Here is a 17,493-nt window from a genome sequence, read left to right as displayed (position 1 = left end):
CCACCGCACCGCTCCCCCGGCCCGAGGCCGCCCAGGCCACCCGGCCGATGCGCGAGCGCCAGCAGACCCCGCCGCCCGCGCGCGAGCGCGCGCCGCGGCCGGGCGGGCCGCGCGGCCGGGCGGGCGACCGGCAGCACACGCCCGTGCCCGGCGGACGCCCCGGGACGGCGCGGCAGCGGCTGCTGCGGCAGCGGCTGGTGGTGTTCGTGACGGTGACGGTGGGCGTGGCGCTGGCGATCGCGGCGGCACAGGGGTGCGAGAACCGGGACAAGCAGGGGCTGCGGGCCCCCGCGACCTCCGCGGCCGCGTCGGCTTCGCCGGGGGCTGCGGGGGCGGCGGGGACTGCGACCGGGTCCGGGTCCGGGCCGGCTTCCGCCCCGGCTCCGGAGGCGCCGGGCGGGGCGGGGCTCTCGGCGGACGGGCTCGCGCCGTCGACCAACCCGCTGGCCGCCGCGGCGCACGGCGCCCCCGTCGGCGGCGGCGCGGAGGGCGCGCTGCTGCCCGCCCAGGGCGCGGGGCCGGCGGTCGACTGGCCGAACCGCTCCTACGCCGACCCGGCGGGCGGTCAGGCGATCACCCTGCGGGACGGCCGCTCGGCCGCGGGCGCGGGACCGCAGGTCGTACTCAGCGCGGTGCTCCCGGCACGGTACAAGGGCGCGCCCGCGGCGCTGGTCGTACTGCGTCGCTCGGAGGGCTCGGTGCCGGTCGACCTGGTGCAGCTGTTCGCCTTCAACGGGGACGCCCCGGTCGCCCTGACCTCCCGCTCCTCGGCGGCCGACCCGCAGGCGACAGCGGCGGCCTGGCGGCTGGAGAACGGCGCGCTGGTGCGGGAGGAGCGGGCCACCCAGACCGGCACCGCCACCTCCACCCGCTACACCCTGCGCGCGGACGGCACCTTCGAGGAGTCCTGGCCCGGCTCCCCCACCATGACTCCCCCGGCCACCACCGCACCCCCCGCCGCTGCCCCCGCACCCCCCACCGCCCCAACCGGCTGACCCGGGGCGGGTGGGAGCAGGATGTCGGCCGATCCGACTTCCCACCCACGCCCGGCGGCATGCGCTACGCCGCCGGAGGCACGCCACGGCGGGCCGACCAGCGCAGGAAGTCGGACCGGCCGACCTACCACCCCGCCACACGCTGCGCTCGGGAAGCGGCCAGGGGCGAAGCCACCACAATGCAGGCCCACCGGGGAAGCCAGCCCGTGCGACTCCCCACGCCCCGACGGTGCCCCACCCCTCGGGGAACACGCCACGGCGAGCCGACCAGCGCAGGAAGTCGGCCGATCCGACTTGCCACCCGCCGCACGCTGCGCCATCGGAAGCACGCCACAGCGGGCCGGGCGGTGTAGGAAGTCGGCCGATCCGACTTTCCATCCGGACGCACGACGGGCCGCCAGCAGTCGTGGCGCGGCCGAGACGCGGCAGGAGGGTGGGCCGGAGCAGGAAGTCGGCGGGGCCGACTTTCCACTCCGCAGCTGCTGGTGTGAGGAGCCGGCGGGGGCGGTCTCTCAGGTGGTGACGGCGTAGAAGGCTACGGCTGCGGCGGCGCCGACGTTGAGGGAGTCGACGCCGTGGGACATGGGGATGCGAACGGCGTGGTCGGCGGCGGCGAGGGCGTGGGGGGTGAGGCCGTCGCCCTCGGCGCCGAGCATCAGGGCTGCCTTGGGGAGGCGGTGGGGGGCGAGGGAGGCCAGGTCGACGGCGGTCTCGGCCGGGGTGAGGGCGAGCAGGCTGAAGCCGGCGGCGCGCACCGTGTCCAGGGCGGCCGGCCAGGGGTCCAGCCGGGCGTACGGGACGGCGAAGACGGCGCCCATCGACACCTTCACCGCGCGCCGGTACAGCGGGTCCGCGCAGTCGGGCGAGAGCAGGACGGCGTCCATCCCGAGGGCGGCGGCGCTGCGGAAGATCGCGCCCAGGTTGGTGTGGTCGACCAGCCCCTCCAGGACGGCCACCCGGCGGGCCCCGGCCAGCACCTCGGCGGCGTCCGGCAGCGGCCGGCGCTCCATCGAGGCGAGGGCGCCGCGGTGGACGTGGTAGCCGGTGACGGCCTCGGCCAGGGCGGGCTCGACGACGTGGACGGGGGCGTCCACCTCCGCGATGACGTCGGCCATCACGTCCAGCCACTTGGGGGTCAGCAGCATCGACCGCATCCGGTACCCGGCCGCCAGGGCGCGGCGGACGACCTTCTCACCCTCGGCGATGAACAGGCCCTCGGCGGGCTCGCGGCGGCGGCGGAGTTCGACGTCGGTCAGGCCGGTGTAGTCGGCGAGGCGCGGGTCGGCGGGATCGGTGATGGTGCTGGGTTCGGACATCCTGCGATCCTGCCAAGTCGGGCCGGGGAAGGCCAACCGGCCCAATGGGCGGAGTGGTCGGCCTTGGCCCGCCGCCGCGTGGAGTGCAAATATGACGTATGGCCCGATTTCCGGGCCGATCTTGGGCTCCGTCGGACCCTGGTGCGGCCGGTTCCACCTCCGCCTCCCGATCCACCGGTACCGTCGCCGGCTCGTCCGGTGGGCGCCCACACGGTCGGCACCAGCGATCTCGAACGGCCCGACCCGCACCGGCCCGGGTCCGGTCGGTGGCCGGACAGGTCTTCGCGCTGCACGTCGTGGTGGTGCTGCTGCTGGTGGTGGCGGCCGTGGTCGCGCTGGTGGTGCAGTCCCGCAACGACGCCCGGCAGGAGGCCACCAACCGCTCGGTGGCGGTCGCGCAGACCTTCGCCAACTCGCCCGGCATCGTCGCGGCGCTGCGCTCGCCCGACCCGACCGCGCTCCTCCAGCCCGCGGCGCAGTCGGCGCGGATCAACGCGGGCGTGGACTTCATCGTCGTCCTCGACACGAACGGCATCCGGCTCACCCACCCCAACCCCGACCGGATCGGCCACAAGTTCATCGGCACCTACCAGCCCGCCCTGAACGGGCAGGTGGTGACCGAGCAGGTCACGGGCACGATCGGGTCGCTGGTGCAGGCCGTCGTGCCGGTGCAGGCGCCGGACGGGCAGGTGGTCGGGGCGGTGTCGGCGGGCATCACGATCGCCAATGTGAGCAGTGCCAGCGAGCGGCAGCTGCCGGTGGTGCTGGGCGCGGCGGCCGTCGGGCTCGCGCTGGCGACCGGCGGGACGGCACTGATCAGCCGGCGGCTGAAGCGGCAGACCCGGGGGCTCGGACCGACCGAGATGACCCGCATGTACGAGCACCACGCGGCGGTGCTGCACGCCGTGCGCGAGGGCGTGCTGATCATCGGCGAGGACGGCCGGCTGCTGCTCTGCAACGACGAGGCGCGCCGACTGCTGGACCTGCCGCCGGACGCCGAGGGCCGTCCGCTGATCGAGCTGGGCCTGGAGCCGGCGCCGCTGGAGATCCTGGCGGACGGGCGGCCGGTCACCGACGAGGTGGTGCTGGCCGGCGAGCGGCTGCTGGCGGTGAACGTACGGCCGACGGACCGGGACGGCGGGCCGCCGGGGTCGGTGGCGACGCTGCGGGACTCGACGGAGCTGCTGGCGCTGTCCGGGCGGGCCGAGGTGGCGCAGCGGCGGTTGCGGCTGCTGTACGACGCCGGGGTGACGGTGGGCAGCACGCTGGACGTGACGCGGACGGCGGAGGAGCTGGCGCAGGTGACGGTGGGCCGGTTCGCCGACATCGTCACGGTGGACCTGGCCGACCAGGTGCTGGAGGGCGACGAGCCGCCGTCCGGTCCGGCACTGCTGCGGATGCGGCGGGCGGCGCTGGCTTCGGTGCGGGACGACGCGCCGTTCTACCCGGTGGGCACGGTGCTGGAGGTGGCGCCGTCGACACCGCTGGCGGGGGCGTTGAACAGCGGGCTGCCGGGGGTGGAGCCGCGGCTGGCGGAGGCCACGGAGTGGCGGGAGCAGGACCCGGAGGCGGCGGCGCGGGTGCTGGCGTACGGGGTGCACTCGCTGGTGCGGGTGCCGCTGAAGGCCCGCGGGGTGCTGCTGGGGATCGCCCGGTTCTGGCGTTCGGAGCGGGAGGATCCGTTCGAGGAGGAGGACCTGGCGCTGGCAGAGGAGCTGGTCGCGCACGCCGCGGTGTGCGTCGACAACGCGCGCCGGTACACCCGGGAGCACGCGATGGCGGTGACGCTGCAGCACAGTCTGCTTCCGCGCAGCCTGCCGGAGCAGAACGCGCTGGAGGTGGCGCACCGGTACCTGCCGGCGCAGGCGGGGGTGGGCGGGGACTGGTTCGACCTGATCCCGCTGCCGGGGGCCCGGGTGGCGCTGGTGGTGGGGGACGTGGTGGGGCACGGACTGCACGCGGCGGCGACGATGGGGCGGCTGCGGACGGCGATCCACAACTTCTCGACGCTGGACCTGCCGCCGGACGAGCTGCTGGGGCACCTGGACGAGCTGGTGAACCGGATCGACCTGGAGGAGTCGGCGACCGGGGGTTCGGCGGCGGTGACGGGGGCGACCTGTCTGTACCTGATCTACGACCCGGTGGCGCGGCGGTGCACGGTGGCGAGTGCGGGGCATCCGCCGCCGGCGCTGGTGCGCCCGGACGGGTCGGTGGTGTTCCCGGAGCTGCCGACGGGGCCGCCGCTGGGGCTGGCGGTGCTGCCGTTCGAGACGGTGGAGCTGGAGGTGGCGGAGGGCAGCCGGCTGGTGCTCTACACGGACGGGCTGGTGGAGGACCGCGAGCGGGACATCGACGAGGGGCTGGAGCTGTTGCGGGCGGCGTTGGCGGGGCCGGCGCGGACGCCGGAGCAGACGTGCGCGGACGTGCTGGGGGCGATGCTGCCGGCGCGGCCGCAGGACGACATCGCGCTGCTGGTGGCGCGGACCAGGGGGCTGCCGGCGGAGCAGGTGGCGGAGTGGGAGGTGCCGACGGATCCGGCGGCCGTGGCGCGGGTGCGGGCGGCGGTGGCGGAGCGGCTGGAGCGGTGGGGGCTGGCGGACGCGGCGTTCGTCACCGAGCTGATCCTGAGCGAGCTGGTGACCAACGCGATCCGGTACGGCACGGGGCCGATCAAGGTGCGGCTGCTGCTTGACCGGGCGCTGATCTGCGAAGTGTCGGACGGCAGCAGCACGTCGCCGCACCTGCGGTACGCGGCCACCACGGACGAGGGCGGGCGCGGGCTGTTCCTGGTCGCCCAGTTCGCGGACCGGTGGGGGACGCGGTACACGGCCACCGGGAAGGTGATCTGGACGGAGCAGCCGCTGGAGTAGGCGGGGTGGGCCTGCCCGTACTTTGCAAAGTAGATACTTTGCAAAGTACGGGGGGAACGCGGCTTGTGCGGCGCTGAGCTGGGAAAACGGCATCGGCACTTTGCAAACAGAAATGTTTGCAAAGTGCCGATGGGGAGTAACGCAACCGGGAGGGTCAGGCCTTGGGGGTGGCGGGGGCGAGGACGTTGACGACGTCGCCGATGACGATGACCGCCGGGGGCTTGACGCCCTCGGCCTCGACGGTGGCGGCGACGGTGGCCAGGGTGGCGTCGACGCGGCGCTGGGCGGCGGTGGTGCCCTCCTGGACGACGGCCACCGGGGTGTCGGCGGCGCGCCCCTCCTCGATCAGCCGGGCCGCGATCGCGCCGATCTTGTCGACGGCCATCAGCAGCACCAGGGTGCCCGTCATCCGGGCGAGCGCCCCCCAGTTGGTGAGCGACCGCTCGTCGTCCGGCCCGACGTGTCCCGAGACCACCGTGAACTCGTGGGTCATCCCCCGGTGGGTGACCGGCACGCCGACCGCCGCCGGCACGCTGATCGAACTGGAGATGCCCGGCACCACCGTCACCGGCAGCCCCGCCTCGGCGCAGGCCAGCAGCTCCTCGCCGCCGCGCCCGAACACGTACGGGTCGCCGCCCTTCAGCCGCACCACGAACTTGCCGGCCCTGGCGTGCTCGACCAGCGTCCGGTTGATCGCCTCCTGCGCCATGAAGCGCCCGTACGGGATCTTCGACGCGTCGATCACCTCGACGTGCTCCGGCAGCTCCGCCAGCAGCTCGCGCGGCGCCAGCCGGTCGGCCACCACCACGTCCGCGTCCGCGAGCAGCCGCCGGCCGCGCACCGTGATGAGGTCCGGGTCGCCCGGCCCGCCGCCGACCAGCGCCACCCCCGCGCCGTGCGCGCGGTACTGGCGGGCGGCGAGCGAACCGTCCCGCAGCCCCTCGACGATCGAGTCGCGCAGCGCGGCCGAGTGCCGGGGGTCACCGGTGAGGACGGCCACGGTCGCCCCCGCGTCGCGGCCGCTGGCGGGCGTCCACGCGGTGGCGGCGGAGGCGTCGTCGCTGCGGGCGCAGAACACCCGCCCGCGCTCCGCCTCCGCGCTGACGGCGGCGTTCACCGCCGGGTCGTCGGTGGCCACCAGCGCGTACCAGGTCTCGGCGAGGTCGCCCTCCTGGTAGGGCCGCCGGTGCCAGGTCAGCTCGCCGGCGTCGGCCATCGCCTGGACGGCCGGCGTGGTGGCCGGAGATATCAGGTGCACCTCGGCACCGGTGGCGAGCAGGGCGGGCAGCCGCCGCTGGGCGACGTGGCCGCCGCCGACCACCACGACGCGGCGGCCGGCCAGCAGCAGGCCGACCGGGTACGGGGTACGGCCCTCGGTGCTGGGGTGAGGGGTGGGCGCGGTCATCGGTGGTGCTCCTGGATCGGTGAGGGTGTGGGGGTGCGGCGCGGCGCCGCTCCGCGCACCGGCGCGCCCTCGGGCCGGTGCGCGGAGCGGTTCGGACGAGCGTCAGGCCTTCTCGGTGACCCCGGCGGAGTCGAAGGTGGCTACATCGTGCATCGCGCGGGCAGCACTCTGCACCAGCGGCAGGGCCAGCAGGGCGCCGGTGCCCTCGCCGAGCCGCAGGTCGAGGTCGATCAGCGGACGCAGGCCGAGCTTGGCGAGCGCGGCCTGGTGGCCGGGCTCGGCCGAGCGGTGGCCGGCGATACAGGCGGCCAGCACCTCGGGGGCGATCGCCTTGGCGACGAGCGCGGCCGAACCGGCGATCACGCCGTCCAGGATGACCGGGGTGCGCAGGCTGGCCGCGCCGAGCAGGAAACCGGCGAGGGCCGCGTGCTCCAGGCCGCCGACCGCGGCGAGGACGCCGATCGGGTCGCCTGGGTCGGGCTGGTGCAGGGCCAGGGCGGCCCGGACGACCTCGACCTTGCGGGCGTGCGTGTCGTCGTCGATGCCGGTGCCGCGGCCGGTCACCTCGACCGGGTCGAGGCCGGTGAACACCGAGATCAGGGCGGCCGACGCGGTGGTGTTGGCGATCCCCATGTCACCGGTGACCAGCGCCTTGTTGCCGGCCGCGACGAGGTCGCGGGCGGTCTCGATGCCGACCTCCAGGGCCTTCAGCGCCTCCTCGCGGGTCATCGCCGGGCCCTGCGTCATGTCGTCGGTGCCGGGCTTGACCTTGCGCGGCAGCAGACCGGTGGTGCGGCCCTGCTGGATCGCGTCCGGCAGCTCGGCGGCCACGCCGACGTCGACCACGCAGACCTCGGTGCCGATCTGCTTGGCGAAGGCGTTGACCACCGCTCCCCCGGCGAGGAAGTTGCCGACCATCTGGGCGGTCACCTCCTGCGGCCACGGGGTGACGCCCTGGGCGTGCACGCCGTGGTCGCCGGCGAAGACCGCGACGCAGGCGGGCTCCGGGATCGGCGGCGGGCACTTGCGGGACAGGCCGCACAGCTGGGCGGAGATGATCTCCAGCATGCCGAGCGAACCGGCCGGCTTGGTCATCCGCTTCTGGCGGTCCCAGGCCTCGCCGAGCGCCTTGGCGTCCAGCGGGCGGATGCCGCGCAGGGTCTCGGAGAGCAGGTTGTTCGGCTCCTCGCCCGGCAGGGCGCGGTTGCCGTACTGCTCCTCGTGGACGACCCAGGACAGCGGGCGCTTCTTCGCCCAGCCCTGCTGCTGGAGCTCCGGCTCGTCCGGGAAGGCGTCGACGAAGCCGACGCACAGGTAGGCGACGACGTCCAGGTGCTCGGGCAGGCCGAGCTCCCGGACCAGCTCCTCCTCGTCGAAGAAGCTCACCCAGCCGACCCCGAGGCCCTCGGCACGGGCGGCCAGCCAGAGGTTCTCGACGGCCAGGGCGGCCGAGTACGGGGCCATCTGCGGCTGGGTGTGGCGGCCCAGGGTGTGGCGGCCGCCACGGGTGCGGTCGGCGGTGACCACGATGTTGACGGGCGTCTCCAGGATCGCCTCGATCTTCATTTCCCGGAACTGCTTCGCGCGGCCCTTGGGCAGCGAGTCCGCGTACGCCTCGCGCTGGCGCTCGGCCAGTTCGTGCATCTTGCGGCGGGTCTTCGCGGAGCGGATGACCACGAAGTCCCAGGGCTGCGAGTAGCCGACGCTGGGGGCGGTGTGGGCCGCCTCCAGGACGCGGATCAGCACCTCGTGCGGGATCGGGTCGGGGCGGAAGCCGTTGCGGATGTCGCGACGCTCGCGGATGACCTGGTGGACGGCCTCGCGGCCGGCGTCGTCGAAGCCGGGGGCGGCCGGACCGCGCGGTTCGGCGGGCTCGGCGGGCTCGGCTGCGGCTTCGGCGTCCTCGGCAGGTTCCGCGGGCGCGGCGGGCTCCGTGGGCGCGGTGACGGCTGCGGTGTCCTCGGCGAGTTCGGCGGCGGCGGGGACGGCGTCCCCGGCGGTCCCGGCAGGATCCGCGGTCTCCGCTGACTCGGTGGGCGCCGCGGCTTCGGCGGGTTCCGTGACGGCTTCGGCGGGGGCCTCCGCGGGGGCCTCGGCGGGAACGGCGGCGTCGGTCACGGCGTCGGCCTCGGGCCGGGCCGGCTCGGCGACGGGCTGCTGCTCGGCGCCCGGGGCCTCGGTGGCGGGCTGCTCCGCGGCGGGCGCGGCGGCCTCCTCCACAACCTCGGCAGCCGGGACGGCGACGGGCTGGCCCGAGGGCATCTCGCCGGTGCCGACGGCGGTCTCGGCAGCGGCCTCGGTGGTCGGCTGCTGCTCGACGACCGGCTCTTCGGCGGCGGGCTGCTCCACAACCACGGCCTGCTCGGCGGCCTGGGCCACCGCCTCGGCCGGCTCGGCCGACTCGACCGGCTCGGCGGCCTGCTCCGCGACGGGCTGCTCCGCCGGCGCGGGCTCGGCGGCCGGAGCGACGGCCTCGGCCGGGGCCTCGGCGGCGGGCGCGGGCTGGTCGACGGCCGGCGCGGGCTGGTCGACGGCGGGCGCTATGGGGGCGGACTGCTCGGCCTCCGTCTCGACGGCGGCCGGAGCGGCCGGGTCGACGGCCTCGACCTGCGGCAGACCGTGCGGGGTCGGCGCGGCGAGGAAGGCGGAGATGCGGCGCGGCGGGCCGGCCTGGGCGGCGGCGGCCTCGGCGTTCTGCGCGGGCTGCCCGACGACGGCCTCTGCCGGGGCCTGCTCCGGAGCCTCGGTCACGGCCTGTGCCGGGGCCTCGGCGGCGGCCGGAGCGACGGTCTCGGCGGGTGCGGCGGCGGCCGGCTCCGCGACGGCGGCCTCGACGGCCTCCGGGGCGGCGGCGACCGGCTCGACGGGCGCGGCGGCGACGGCGCTCTCGACGGGAGCGACCGGCGCCGGGGCCTCAGCGGTCTCGACGGCCGCAGCGGCCTCGACGGGCGCGGCGGCCGGCTGGGCGGCGACGGCCTCGGTCGGCTGGGCGACGACCGGGGCCGGAACCGAGGCCTGGACCGGCACGCCCTGCGCGACCGGCACGCCCTGCGCGGCCGGCGCCGGAGCGGCGGCCTGCGGCTCCGGCTGGACGGCGGCCGGCACGATCGGGATGCCGTGGGCCGGGGTGCTACCGGTGGAGGGGCCGCGGTCGGCGAGCGAGCGGACCGGGACCTGGCCGGTCATCAGCGACGGGTCCGGGATCGGCGGGCCGGCGTGCAGCGGGCGGCGCGGCGGCTGAGCGGCCGTCACCGCCTCGGGACCGTGGCCCTGGACCGGGACGGTCTGGGCGCCGGGCGCGGGCTGGGCGTGCTGCGGAGCCTGTGCGGCCTGGGCCTGGGCGGCGCCGTGGGCGGCTCCGAGCACGGGCGGGTCCAGCGGCGGCCAGGACGGCTCGACGGGGGTGCCGGGCGGGGTCTGCTGATCGGCGGCCGGTTCGCCCCAGGAACCCTGCGGGCCGGGCATCAGCAGGACGTCGTCCTCGTCGTCGAGGCCGTCCGGCTGGTCGACGAAGTGGAAGGCGGGGCGCTGGGCGCCGGGGTCGACGGCCCAGCCGTCGCCGGGGCCGCCGGGGACGGGCGCGGCGTAGCCGCCGGGCGCGCCGAGCGGGGCGCCCTGAACGGGAACGCCGGGCGGGAGCGTGCCGGGCAGGCCGGTGCCGCCCGGCGCGACGCCCTGCCCGGGTGCGACGGCCGCGGCGCCCTCGGGGCCGCCGAGCGGGTCGGGCCCGGCGAGCAGGTGCTCCGGCAGTCCCTCGTTCGGGACGTGGCCGCCATCGGTCATGTCAAAGCTCCTTCCAGGCCGCTGCCGCGCCCTCGGCGACGCGATCACCGACCGCAGCGCCCATCCGCACGGGTCGGGCCTGCACCGGCCCGCCCCTCAACCACACACGGCCGCCGCGCCGAGGCGCTGCGGCCGAAGTCCTTCCGGCGCGCCGCGGCACCCCGGCCCGCGTTCCGCCCGGGGACGGGCGGTGCGTCATCTGAAACAACGACAAGCCGGGGCAACCGGCACGACCGCACCGGACCCTACGGCATTCTCCAGGTCCGGCGGGCGGCCCGTCGAATTGCCCACACTTCGAGCCGTACCGGTCCGTACCGTGTCGAAATGGCGGCGAACCGACCGGATCCGGCGGGTCGGCGGAGGCCGCGGCCGTCCCGGACGCCACACTACCGGCCCGGCGGGGCCGCCTCTCGAATCATTGTCCGGATGCGACCTGGATCACCGTCCGGTCCGGTCCGGCGGTCCCGTCACCTCCGGTTCTGCGGCCGGAATCGACACCGGGCCTTCACGCTTTCTGCTCACCCCAGAGCAGGAAGGTGCCGGGGTCGCCGACGCCGAGGCGCAGTCCGTGGGCGTCGCCGCCGGGCGGGGTGCCGGGGGCGCCCGCGGGCGCGAGCAGCGGCGCGGACTGGAGCAGTGCGCCGTCGGCGCGGTAGCCGGCGTCGGCGATGGTGCGCCGGACCTCCTCGGCCTCGGCGAGGGTGCGGGCGACGGCGACGATCCGTTCAGGGCGGCGGGAGAGCACGGCGCGCACGACGTCGGGGCCGCCGGTCTCGACCACGGCGGCGTCGGGTTCGGGGAGTTCGCCGAGGACGTCGGGTCCGTGGCCGTGGACGGTCTCGACCTCGACGCCGTAGCGGCGGGCGTTGACGGCGAGTCGGGCGCAGGCGGAGCGGTCGGCCTCGACGGCGACGACGGCGGCGCCGAAGCGGGCGGCCTCGACGGCGAGCGCGCCGCTGCCGGCGCCGACGGACCAGACGAGGTCGCCGGGGCGGGCGCCGAGTCGGGCGAGCACGAGTGCGCGCACGTGCGCCGGGAGCGTGTCGGACGCGCCGGGCGCGCGCCCGGTGCCGGTGTAGGTGTCGGTGGGCAGCGCCCAGCCGCGGTCGGGGCCGGGGTAGCCGACGGGGCGTCCGGCGAGCCAGCCGGCCGCTTCGCCGGCGGCGCCGCCGCTCCGGGGTCCGCCACCGGGGCCGCCGGCGCTGCTGCCGCCGATCACCAGGACGACGCTGGGGTCGCGCCAGATGTGGTCGGCGACGCGGTCGGAGGTGAGGACGGTGACGTCCTCGTCGGGGGTGCCGAGGGCCTCGCAGACGACGAAGGTGCGGTGGACGCCGTGGAGCATGAGGGCGAGTTCGCTGGGTCCGGCGCCGGCGGCGGTGAGGACGGCGACCTTGGGGTGGGCGCGGCAGATGTTGGCGGCGCGGCGCAGCCGGCCGCCGTGGGCGCTGACGACCTGGGCGTCCTCCCAGGGCATGCCGGCCCGGGCGAAGGCGGCGGCGACGGAGGAGACGGCGGGCAGGACTTCGAGTTCGAGGCCGTACTCGGGGCGGCGAAGGGTGCGGACGACGCCGAAGAAGCCGGGGTCGCCCTCGGCGATGACGACGGCGGCGCCGCGGTGTTCGGCGATCCGGCGGGCGGCGAGCTGGATGCTGCCGAGGGCGATGCGTTCGGCGCCGGCCGGTACCGGGAGGGCTTTGAGCTGGTAGGGGGCGCCGGCCACCAGGGTGGCCGCGGCGAGGGCCGCGGCGGCGGCCTCGGTGAGTGGTGTGCCGTCCCACCCGATGACCGTGATCCGGTCAGCCATCTGCGGCCGTCCCCCTCGCCATTCGTGCGCCGACGGACGCCGCACACCGGCGCCCGTCAGAGGCTACCGGGTGTGATCCCCTCGGCGCGGACATCTCGCACAGCCGTGCCCGGCGAGGCGTGCGGCGGGCGGCCGGAGGCAGACGGCGGACGGCAGACGACCGGGGCATGCGCCGGGACGCCGGTCCGCCGGTTCAGTCGCGCAGGACGTAGCGGTCGCCGGCCCAGGCGGGGGCGGGGGCCTCGGGGGTTTCGAGGTCCTCGGGCAGCAGGCTCCAGAGGATGAGGTCGCTGCGGCCGTCCTCGGTGGCCCCGCCGGATTCGTCGCGCACTATCCAGGCGCTGCGCAGCACGCCCTCGCTGATGCCGCCGATCTTCTGGGCGACCTGCTGGGCGGCGGTGTTGCCGGCGGCGGTGCGCAGTTCGAGGCGCTGGAAGCCGCGGTCCTCGAAGAGCCACTGGGCGACGCCGAGGACGGCTTCGGGGGCGTAGCCCTCGCCGCGGGCCCAGGCGGCGGTGATGAAGGCGATCTCGGTGGAGCGCAGCCGCCAGTCGGTGTTGCGGAGTTCGACGAGGCCGACGAGGCGCTGGGTGAGGTGTTCGGTGACGGCGAGGACGATGCCGTGGCCGGCGGCGCGGTGGGCGGGGGCGAGGGTGCGGGCCAGTTCGACGGCGTGGGCCTCGGTGAAGGGGTGGGGCAGGTCGGTCCAGGCCAGGACGAGTTCGTCGGCCGTCATGGCGGCCAGTCCGGGGGCGTCGTCCTCCGCAAGCGGGCGCAGCAGCAGCCGTTCGGTGCTGATGGCGGTCTCGGGGAAGCTCGCTGCCATGCCGTCTCTCCTCGCCGGGTCGTGGACACACCGTACGCCTCGCCGGTGCCGGGTTGTCACGCGGTGCACGGACCGGACGACGGTACGTCAGATGTGGGTCTGTCGGACCGTCACTGGTGCATACTGCCCGACCGGGCCCCCGCCTGGTTGCGGCGGGGGCCCGGTGGTGTCCGGCGGGACGGGTCGGCGGTGCGGTCGGCGCGGATCAGAACGCCGGGATGACGGCGCCCTGGAAGGTGTCGTCGATGTACTTCTTGACCTCGGGCGAGTGGAGCAGCTCGGCGAGCTTCTTGACCCGGGGGTCGTTCTCCTTGCCCTGCTTGACCGCGAGGATGTTGGCGTAGGGGTTGCCCTCGGCCTTCTCCAGGATCAGCGAGTCGCTGGTGGGCTTGAGGCCGGCGTCGATGGCGTAGTTGCCGTTGATGACGGCGGCGTCGAGGTCGTCGATGGAGCGGGGCAGCTGGGCGGCCTCCAGCTCCTTCCACTTGAGGTTCTTCGGGTTGCCGGTGACGTCGGCGGGGGTGGCGGCGGTGCCGACGCCGTCCTTGAGGGTGATGAGGTTGTTGTCGGCGAGGAGCTTGAGCGCGCGGCCCTCGTTGGTGGCGTCGTTGGGCAGGCCGACGGTGGCGCCGTCCTTGAGGTCGCCGACGGCCTTGGCCTTCTTGGAGTAGAGGCCGAGGGGCTCCAGGTGGACCGTCTCGACGGAGACGATCTGGCTGCCGTGCTTCTTGTTGAAGTCCTCCAGGTACGGCACGTGCTGGAAGTAGTTGGCGTCTGCCGAGCCGTCCTGCACCGCCGTGTTGGGGGTCACGTAGTCGGTGACCTCCTTGATGGTGAGCTTGAGGCCGGCCTTGTCCGCGAGGTTGTCCTTGACGTACTTGAGGATCTGCCCGTGCGGGGTGGGGCTGGCGACGACGGTGAGCGGCGCGTTCGGGTCCGAGGAGGACTTCGAGTCGCCGTTGCTGCCGCAGGCGGCGAGGGAGAGGGCGATGCCGGCGGTGGCGAGGACGCTGGTGAACTTCAGGGCGTTGCGCACGAAAAGTGCCTTTCCACGTGGTACGGGGAGCCGGGTCCGGGTCGGACTCCGGGTGGTCTAGGGGGCGACGAGGTCGTCGTCGGGGGCGGCCGGGGCGGCGGGGACGCGGCCGCGCGGGCCGAGCAGGCGGGTCCAGCCGCCGGCGCGGCCGCGGTGGGCGAGGGAGCGGACGGCCCAGTCGCCGAGCAGCTGCACGATGGTGACGATGATCACCAGTTCGGCGACGATGATCCACATGAAGGCGGTCTCGAAGCGGAAGTAGCCGTAGTTGATGGCGAGGGTGCCGAGGCCGCCGCCGCCGACCGCGCCGGCCATGGCGGAGTAGCTGATCAGCGTGATGATCGTGGTGGTGACGGAGGCGACCAGGCCGGGCAGGGCCTCGGGGATCAGCGTCTTGCGCACGATGGTCCAGGTGGAGCCGCCCATCGCCTGGACGGCCTCGACCAGGCCGCGGTCGACCTCGCGCACGGAGGTCTCGACGAGGCGGGCGAAGAAGGGGATCGCGCCGATGGTGAGCGGCACGGTCGCGGCCTGCCAGCCGATGGAGGTGCCGACCAGCCAGCGGGTGAAGGAGATCAGGGCGATCATCAGGATGATGAACGGCACCGAGCGGGCGATGTTGACGACGGCGCCGAGCACCTTGTTGACGGGCCGGTTCTGCAGCAGGCCGCCCTTGTCGGTGACCACCAGCAGCACGCCGAGCGGCAGTCCGAGCAGGACGGTGCCGACGGTGGCGACGCCGACCATCTGGAGGGTCTCCCAGGTGGCGGGCCACATCAGTTCCTGCATCTGGTCCCAGGTCACGCGTCCGCTCCCTTCGTCGTCGCGGTGAGGGTGGTGTCGAGGACGTCGACCTGGAGGCCCTGCTCGCGCAGGAAGCCGATGGGCACCACGTTGTCCTGGTGGCTGCCGGGCAGTTCGACCCGCATCCGGCCGACCATGCGGCCGGCGATGGTCTCGACGGCGGCGCCGAGGATGTTGATGTCGATCTGGTAGGTGCGGGCGAGCTGGGAGACGAAGGGCTGGGCGGGGGTGTCGCCCTGGAAGGTGATCTCCAGCACGGTGGCGCCGGGGTGGCCGGTGCCGAACTCGCCGAGCGGGAAGAGTTCGCGGGCGAGCTCGGAGTCGGGCACGGCGAGCAGGTCGGTGAGCGCGCCGGACTCGACGACCCGGCCGCCGCGCATCAGGGCGGCGGAGTCGCAGACGGACTTGATGACGTCCATCTCGTGGGTGATCAGCAGGACGGTGAGGCCGAGCTGCTGGTTGAGCTCGCGCAGCAGCTTGAGGATGGAGCGGGTGGTCTCGGGGTCGAGCGCGGAGGTGGCCTCGTCGGAGAGCAGCACCTTGGGGTCGCCGGCGAGGGCGCGGGCGATGCCGACGCGCTGCTTCTGGCCGCCGGAGAGCTGGCCGGGGTAGCTGCGGGCCTTGTCGGCGAGGCCGACGAGGTCGAGGAGTTCGGCGGCCTTGCGGCGGCGTTCGGTGCGGTCCAGCCCGATGATCTCCAGCGGGAGTTCGACGTTCTGCTGGACGGTCCGGGAGGCGAGCAGGTTGAAGTGCTGGAAGACCATGCCGATCCGGCGGCGGGCCTCGCGCAGTTCCTTGCCGGCCCGGTTCTCGCCGCCGGCGAGGGCGGTGAGTTCGACCCCGTCCACGGTGACGGTGCCGGAGCTGGGGCGCTCCAGCATGTTGACGCAGCGGATGAGGGTGGACTTGCCGGCGCCGCTGGTGCCGACGACTCCGTAGACCTCGCCGGGGCGGACGTGGAGGTCGACGCCCGCGAGGGCGGTCACCTCGCGGCCGCGTGAGCGGTAGACCTTGGTGAGGTCCGTGGTGGTGATCACAGCTGCTTCCGTGGGTCGGGGACGGACGGCGTGCGGCCGCCGCGCCGGGGTGCGGTCGGCGATGTGGACGGCATCGCGTCCGGGGGATCCGGGCCTGCCACCCCTTGATCGTCGCCGCTGGGCGGCCGGGCCGCGCGACGGCGTGGCCCTTACGAGTCACCGTTGTCCGCGGGCGTGCGGACAGGCGGGAGGAAGGGGTGCGGCAGGACGGGCGCGCTCGCACGGACGGGAGCGGCGCCGGGCTTCTCGCTTCGGGGCGCGAGGGGAGGCACTCTCAGGCGGGTGCCGGGGGCGGTGGCCCTCAGCGGTGACACATTCGACGGCACATGGCACGCTCACCTGCCGGCAGTGTGCCGGTGGGGGTCCATTTCGTCGTCGCAGTCATGGGAGCCAGTAAAACAGATGGGCCGGGGTACGCCCAATTATTCGGCAGGGCTGTCCGCAATGCGGACACTCGGGGCGGCGGCCTGCGGCGATGCGGCCCGGCGCCGCCACCGGGGGTCCGGATGGTGGCGGCGCCGGTGCGGACCGGTGCGGACCGGGGCGGTCAGGCGGTGGCGGCGAGCGGTGCCGCGGCGGGCTTCTCCAGGTGCACCAGGGCGATCCGGCCGGTGACCTGCTCGACGGCGGTCTGCCGGTAGCCCCGGCGGGTGTAGAGGCGCAGGTTGCCGAGGCTTCGGTGGCCGGTGAAGAGCTGGTAGGAGCTCACCGCGCCGTCCTCGGCGAGGCGCTGTTCGAGGGCCTCCAGCAGACGGCCGCCGAGGCCGTGGCGCTGCATGCGCGGGTGGACGACCAGTCGCCCTATCCGGCCGACGCCGTCGGGGCCGACCCGGCCGCGGACGGTGCCGACGATCTCCTCGCCGAGGCGGGCGACCAGGACGTGCTGCTCGGTCAGTTCGGCGTGCAGGCTCTCCAGGGACTGGGTCAGCGGCTCGATCGCCCAGTCCCCGTAGAGTTCGGCCTCGCTCTGGTAGCCGAGGTACTGGAGCTTGAGGATCTGCTCCGCGTCGTTCGTGTCGGCGGTGGAAATGATGACGCTCATGCCCATGTGCGGGGGCCTCCCCATCCTTGTGCCGGCGCGCGGAGTGAGGGTGTCGCACCGGGTTGCCTGCCGGAGGTGTTGTCCCGGCCGGGGATCCGCCCAGACCGGGGTGGCGCACGAACGTACCGGCCCGCGCGGCCCTGTGGGGCCGTGCCGGCGGCGGCGCGCCCACGGGTCAGTATCGGGGCGGGCGCGTCACCGTCAAGAGCGGCGTTCGCCAGCGCCTTACCCCCGTGTCAGCTGCTCTCAACCTCACGGCCGCCGGACGTGGCGAGGGTCACGCCCGGCGCGGCCGGGTGGTCAGGCTCGGCGCTCGGTGCGCAGCAGGACGCGCAGGCAGGCGAGGCAGCGGGCGCGGGTGGGGCCGATGGAGCCGCGCGGCATGCCGAGGCGGTGGGCGAGTTCGCGGTAGGTCGGCGGCGGGTCCTCGGCGAGGGCGGCGATCAGCCGCGGGCAGCGGCCGGGCAGGGCGGCGACGGCCTCGTGGACGAGGCGGCGGCTCAGGCCGGCGAGGGCCTCGTCCTCGGCGGAGGGGTGGGGCGGGGGGTCGGTGCGCATACCGTGCTTGACCC

General features: G+C 75.3%; 10 protein-coding genes and 2 pseudogenes. 2 read left to right on the top strand and 10 right to left on the bottom strand.

The window, feature by feature from the left end; genetic code table 11:
• A pseudogene (locus tag ACFU74_RS28960) lies at positions 1 to 995 on the top strand (hypothetical protein); the annotation flags it as partial.
• Positions 996 to 1,507: 512 nt separating this feature from the next.
• Here ACFU74_RS28960 and ACFU74_RS28955 read toward each other — a convergent pair.
• The gene (locus ACFU74_RS28955; protein ID WP_380761951.1) at positions 1,508 to 2,311 is read right to left on the bottom strand and encodes a TrmH family RNA methyltransferase; all 804 of its coding nucleotides are present in this window, start codon (positions 2,309 to 2,311) and stop codon (positions 1,508 to 1,510) included.
• 98 nt (positions 2,312 to 2,409) lie between these two features.
• Here ACFU74_RS28955 and ACFU74_RS28950 point away from each other — a divergent pair, with 98 nt between their 5' ends.
• Entirely contained in the window at positions 2,410 to 5,181 is a 2,772-nt protein-coding gene (locus ACFU74_RS28950; protein ID WP_380761949.1) for a SpoIIE family protein phosphatase, read from the top strand.
• Positions 5,182 to 5,335: 154 nt separating this feature from the next.
• Here the strand turns inward: ACFU74_RS28950 and cobA are convergent, their stop codons facing one another.
• The 9 genes and pseudogenes from cobA to ACFU74_RS28905 all read right to left on the bottom strand — a co-directional run.
• A complete protein-coding gene (cobA, locus tag ACFU74_RS28945; RefSeq protein ID WP_380761947.1) occupies positions 5,336 to 6,586 on the bottom strand; it encodes a uroporphyrinogen-III C-methyltransferase in 1,251 nt (416 codons plus the stop codon).
• A gap of 102 nt (positions 6,587 to 6,688) precedes the next feature.
• The gene (cobT, locus tag ACFU74_RS28940; protein WP_380761945.1) at positions 6,689 to 10,369 is read right to left on the bottom strand and encodes a nicotinate-nucleotide--dimethylbenzimidazole phosphoribosyltransferase; all 3,681 of its coding nucleotides are present in this window, start codon (positions 10,367 to 10,369) and stop codon (positions 6,689 to 6,691) included.
• Positions 10,370 to 10,874: 505 nt separating this feature from the next.
• On the bottom strand, positions 10,875 to 12,176 hold the full coding sequence (gene cbiE / locus ACFU74_RS28935) for a precorrin-6y C5,15-methyltransferase (decarboxylating) subunit CbiE (protein WP_380761943.1): 1,302 nt from the start codon (positions 12,174 to 12,176) through the stop codon (positions 10,875 to 10,877).
• A gap of 193 nt (positions 12,177 to 12,369) precedes the next feature.
• Complete coding sequence (locus ACFU74_RS28930; protein WP_380761941.1) at positions 12,370 to 13,002, bottom strand: GNAT family N-acetyltransferase; 633 nt, start codon at positions 13,000 to 13,002, stop codon at positions 12,370 to 12,372.
• A gap of 205 nt (positions 13,003 to 13,207) precedes the next feature.
• On the bottom strand, positions 13,208 to 14,038 hold the full coding sequence (locus ACFU74_RS28925) for a MetQ/NlpA family ABC transporter substrate-binding protein (protein ID WP_380761939.1): 831 nt from the start codon (positions 14,036 to 14,038) through the stop codon (positions 13,208 to 13,210).
• 57 nt (positions 14,039 to 14,095) lie between these two features.
• Positions 14,096 to 14,842, bottom strand: coding sequence for a methionine ABC transporter permease (locus ACFU74_RS28920; RefSeq protein WP_380761937.1), 747 nt, complete (start codon positions 14,840 to 14,842; stop codon positions 14,096 to 14,098).
• Complete coding sequence (locus ACFU74_RS28915; protein WP_380761935.1) at positions 14,839 to 15,879, bottom strand: methionine ABC transporter ATP-binding protein; 1,041 nt, start codon at positions 15,877 to 15,879, stop codon at positions 14,839 to 14,841. The genes ACFU74_RS28920 and ACFU74_RS28915 overlap by 4 nt, the downstream gene beginning before the upstream one ends.
• Before the next feature lie 547 nt (positions 15,880 to 16,426).
• The gene (locus tag ACFU74_RS28910) at positions 16,427 to 16,927 is read right to left on the bottom strand and encodes a GNAT family N-acetyltransferase (protein ID WP_380761933.1); all 501 of its coding nucleotides are present in this window, start codon (positions 16,925 to 16,927) and stop codon (positions 16,427 to 16,429) included.
• Positions 16,928 to 17,221: 294 nt separating this feature from the next.
• A pseudogene (locus ACFU74_RS28905) lies at positions 17,222 to 17,493 on the bottom strand (sigma-70 family RNA polymerase sigma factor); the annotation flags it as partial.

Origin of the sequence: Kitasatospora sp. NPDC057500 (assembly GCF_042802195.1) — a bacterium.
GTDB lineage: Bacteria > Actinomycetota > Actinomycetes > Streptomycetales > Streptomycetaceae > Kitasatospora.
This window is presented reverse-complemented; position numbering and strand designations above follow the sequence as displayed.

Coding starts and splice junctions, on each gene's coding strand:
- ACFU74_RS28955 (WP_380761951.1), bottom strand. CDS start 2,311: ATGTCCGAACCCAGCACCATCACCGATCCCGCCGACCCGCGCCTCGCC.
- ACFU74_RS28950 (WP_380761949.1), top strand. CDS start 2,410: ATGGCCCGATTTCCGGGCCGATCTTGGGCTCCGTCGGACCCTGGTGCG.
- cobA (WP_380761947.1), bottom strand. CDS start 6,586: ATGACCGCGCCCACCCCTCACCCCAGCACCGAGGGCCGTACCCCGTAC.
- cobT (WP_380761945.1), bottom strand. CDS start 10,369: ATGACCGATGGCGGCCACGTCCCGAACGAGGGACTGCCGGAGCACCTG.
- cbiE (WP_380761943.1), bottom strand. CDS start 12,176: ATGGCTGACCGGATCACGGTCATCGGGTGGGACGGCACACCACTCACC.
- ACFU74_RS28930 (WP_380761941.1), bottom strand. CDS start 13,002: ATGGCAGCGAGCTTCCCCGAGACCGCCATCAGCACCGAACGGCTGCTG.
- ACFU74_RS28910 (WP_380761933.1), bottom strand. CDS start 16,927: ATGGGCATGAGCGTCATCATTTCCACCGCCGACACGAACGACGCGGAG.